The sequence below is a fragment of the Eisenbergiella porci genome, from assembly GCF_009696275.1.
GTDB classification, from domain to species: Bacteria; Bacillota; Clostridia; order Lachnospirales; family Lachnospiraceae; genus Eisenbergiella; species Eisenbergiella porci.
Genome location: NZ_VUMI01000119.1, coordinates 1 through 3,444, shown reverse-complemented (window position 1 = coordinate 3,444; position 3,444 = coordinate 1). Strand labels below are relative to the sequence as shown.

Genomic DNA, 3,444 nt, shown 5'->3' with positions numbered 1-3,444 from the left:
ATCAGGCTGGCCGCCTGTTTCTTCTGCGCCGGTGTCATGCGGTAAAGGGAACCGTCCGGCCTGCGTTCCAGCGGCGGCAAGTCTTTATAGGGGTTATCTCTCATGCGTTCCCTCCATTTTGCTTTCCATTGCCGTTCTCCCCGAAAAGGTTTCCTGCCTCGTCGTCGCAAGCTGCGTATCGCTCGTTTCGCCGCAAGCGGCAAAACTCACTCGCTCCGCTGCTCCTCCTCTCCCCACAAAGCCATGCGGCTTTGCGGGGGCCCCGACAATAGCGGCGTATTCCGGCGTTGGCACGCTCCCCGCAGCTTCGGGACGTTTTGTCCCGAAGTGACCTCTGGACAAAGTGTCCAAAAGTCCGGCTCCTGGCGGTGCTTCCCCAGCCGTGGTATTCTCTTTTCGGACGGTCATTCTGTTTTCAAGGTGCTGTCCATCGATGAACTACCCTAAGTCTACACGAAAAAAATGCAAATCCCGGCTTTTTGCGAGAATTGCATTTTGATGAAGTTTACACTTTGGAAATTGCATTTTTGCAATTATCTTGTATAATGGAAGTATGCGGAGGAGGTGCGTGTCTATGGCTTTACCCGGAACACCCGGACAGCGGATTTCCGATTTATGCAACGGGAACCACATCACACAAAAGGAACTTGCGGAGAAGATAGGCGTTTCCGCTTCCCAATTGAGCCGCATTGTCAGCGGCGAAACAAGAACGGTAAGCAGTGATATTCTCATAGGTGTGGCAAAGGAATTTAAGGTATCGACAGACTACATACTGGGCTTGTCTACCGTGAGCGTCCGTAAAAGTTACGATATTTCTGAATTAGGCTTGTCAGAGGGGGCCGTGAGGGGGCTTGTGACGGGTGCTGTTGATGTGCAAATCCTCAACCGTCTGTTGGAACACAGGAATTTTCCCAAGCTGATAGATTTGATACGGATTTATTTTCAGGATACGGCGGCAAAGGGCATAACAGCAAGAAACCAGCTTATCGAGATGGCAACGGCTTCCCTGTCCGACCTGATGAAAGAACACCCGGAACACCGGGCAGAAGCGAAGCAGGATTTACAGCTTTTGAACGCCCAAAAGATGGGGGAACATGAAGCGGAGATTGAAAAAATCAAAAATGTGTTCCTGGCTATCCTGCGGGACATTAAGAAAGACATAGACAACGGGGAACAGCCGGGAGAAGCTGTGACCGCCGCTATGTTCCAAGCCATGCGGGACGCACTGGCGGAACAGAAACAAAAACCGCTTTCCATTGACGATGTAACGGCGATGATAGCCGGACAGATTGGACAGCTTGCGCCGATGGACGAGGAAACCGCCGACCTGTTTCAGCGGTTAGTAAAGAAAATGATTGAACAGGCAGAGAAATAAATGTAGGAGAATATTAGAAAATGGGAAAAAGCAACTCGTACTATATGCAGCTTCATGTAGAAGCACTGTTTACAATGAATGAAAAGAACGAACTTATGACTATAAGGGAACCATGGGACTCCACTTCACAGCCGGCTCCCCGCTTCTATTTGACAAGACCACTTTACGAAAAACCACATACTTATTTTCGTGCTGACGTACCGAAAGAATTATGATATAATGAGTTATCAACAAATCAAAATTTGTGGAGGTAAAATATAGATGAATCAAGGAAGAATTATTGTGATTACAGGCTCACCGGGGACAGGAAAAACAACAACTGCGTCAATTGTCGCAAAGGAATCAGATATGGATAAATCAGTGCATATGCACACCGATGACTTTTTTCATTACTTAAGCAAAGGCGCAATACCACCACATTTGCCAGAATCCAACGAGCAAAATCTGGTTGTCATTGAAGCCTTTTTAGAAGCTGCAAAGCGATATGCTCGTGGCGGATATGATGTAATTGTAGATGGGATTGTCGGGCCATGGTTTTTGGAGCCATGGAAAGCTCTTGTTCGGGAACATTATGAGGTGCATTATATTATTTTAAGGGCAAGTAAGGAAGAAACCTTAAAGCGGGCTGTTGAACGCTCAAAGTTAGACCGAAAAACAAATATCGAATTGGTAGAAACAATGTGGGAGCAATTTTGCAATCTGGGAATATATGAATCGAATGTTGTAGATACGACCAATTATTCCATTCAAGAAACTGTTTCCGCAGTACAAGAAAAAATCGCAAGTAGGGCAGCATTGTTGTCTTAGATTGTTTTGGTGCAATTCCCATTTATCGAGCAGATGAAGTTGGGGAGCCGCCTGGAGGCGGCGGTGCCGAAGGATAAAATAGGAGATGTTAAGGTTATGAATAATGAATACGATAATGAGAAGTTTTTTGAAGAATATGCAAAGATGTCCCGCAGTAAAGAGGGGTTAAAAGCTGCTGGTGAATGGCATCAATTAAAACCTTTGTTTCCTTCGTTAGAAGGAAAATCTGTTCTTGACTTGGGGTGCGGATATGGCTGGCACTGCAAGTTCGCAGAAGAACAAGGAGCTACAAAAATATTAGGGATCGATTTAAGTAAGAAAATGATTGAGGAAGCCCAAAAGCGCAATTCAGGAAATCAAATTGAATATCGTATTAGCGGATTAGAGGAATATGACTATCCAGAAAATGAATGGGATTGTGTTATATCTAATTTAGCTCTGCACTATATAGAGGACATAGTGGAAATATTTCAAAAAGTGTATAGGACATTAAAACCAGGTGGAATTTTTCTTTTTAATATCGAACACCCTGTTTTTACCGCAGGAGTTGGGCAGGATTGGATTTATACAGATGATGGGAAACCGCAATATTGGGCGATTGATAATTACTTTATAACAGGAGAACGAAATACACATTTTTTAGGATGTGATGTAGTAAAACAACATCACACACTTACACAGATTATAATGGGATTGCTGAACAATGGGTTTGAGCTTAAAGTTGTAGAGGAAGCAGAACCGCCTAAAGAGATGATGGATATTCCGGGTATGGAAGATGAACTTCGCCGCCCGATGATGTTACTTGTAAAGGCGATAGCGAAAAAATAATATCTCTATTAGGAAAACTGATATACCCCAATTTAGAGAATGGCATAGTAATTCCTAGTGATAAAGAGAAAATGATTGCACTGGCAAATAAATACATTGAAAAAGAAAATGTAGATGCACTCATTCTCGCCTGTACGGAGCTGCCACTTGCCATAAAGCCCGAAGATGTTAATGTGCCAATCGTGAATACAACCCAAGTACATATCAATGCAATTTACCAATATGCAATTCGATAAAAATAGCAAAGCCAGCCGAGCCAGTCAACGGTCAAGATGAACGGCGCATTTCATGCGCCGCCGTTGACAGCCCCGCCCGTCTTTGCTAAAGGGTAATCAAGGCGGGAAAGCCCTAAAATGGCTTCACACCTATTTCAATAATTGGAGGAGATAAAAATGAGATCAGAAAAGGAAGTTTATGATATTGTTTTGAATTTT

Annotated in this window: 5 protein-coding genes and 1 pseudogene; 4 read left to right on the top strand and 2 right to left on the bottom strand. The window is 44.0% G+C overall.

Translation table 11 applies throughout. The features are described 5' to 3' along the window. Both FYJ45_RS32480 and FYJ45_RS29995 read right to left on the bottom strand, forming a co-directional pair. Positions 1-104 (bottom strand): annotated as a pseudogene (locus tag FYJ45_RS32480) (conjugal transfer protein); the annotation flags it as partial. Further along, positions 94-351 (bottom strand): hypothetical protein, encoded by a 258-nt coding sequence (locus FYJ45_RS29995; RefSeq protein WP_025482056.1) that lies wholly within the window; start codon positions 349-351, stop codon positions 94-96. The gene FYJ45_RS29995 and the pseudogene FYJ45_RS32480, both read right to left, overlap by 11 nt. Before the next feature lie 223 nt (positions 352-574). Between FYJ45_RS29995 and FYJ45_RS28945 the strand changes: the two genes are divergently transcribed. The 4 genes from FYJ45_RS28945 to FYJ45_RS32475 all read left to right on the top strand — a co-directional run bounded on the left by FYJ45_RS28945 (position 575) and on the right by FYJ45_RS32475 (position 3,246). Further along, positions 575-1,375, top strand: a complete 801-nt coding sequence (locus FYJ45_RS28945; RefSeq protein WP_007834095.1) for a helix-turn-helix domain-containing protein — start codon at positions 575-577, stop codon at positions 1,373-1,375. 261 nt (positions 1,376-1,636) lie between these two features. Next, positions 1,637-2,182 (top strand): AAA family ATPase, encoded by a 546-nt coding sequence (locus FYJ45_RS28935; protein WP_007215980.1) that lies wholly within the window; start codon positions 1,637-1,639, stop codon positions 2,180-2,182. 63 nt (positions 2,183-2,245) lie between these two features. Next, on the top strand, positions 2,246-3,010 hold the full coding sequence (locus tag FYJ45_RS28930) for a class I SAM-dependent methyltransferase (protein WP_230197147.1): 765 nt from the start codon (positions 2,246-2,248) through the stop codon (positions 3,008-3,010). Next, complete coding sequence (locus tag FYJ45_RS32475) at positions 3,007-3,246, top strand: aspartate/glutamate racemase family protein (protein WP_071585656.1); 240 nt, start codon at positions 3,007-3,009, stop codon at positions 3,244-3,246. The genes FYJ45_RS28930 and FYJ45_RS32475 overlap by 4 nt, the downstream gene beginning before the upstream one ends. The last annotated feature ends 198 nt before the right edge of the window (positions 3,247-3,444 follow it).

Excerpts from the sequence above, each read along its gene's own strand:
- FYJ45_RS28945 (WP_007834095.1), top strand. The coding sequence starts at position 575 with ATGGCTTTACCCGGAACACCCGGACAGCGGATTTCCGATTTATGCAAC.
- FYJ45_RS28935 (WP_007215980.1), top strand. The coding sequence starts at position 1,637 with ATGAATCAAGGAAGAATTATTGTGATTACAGGCTCACCGGGGACAGGA.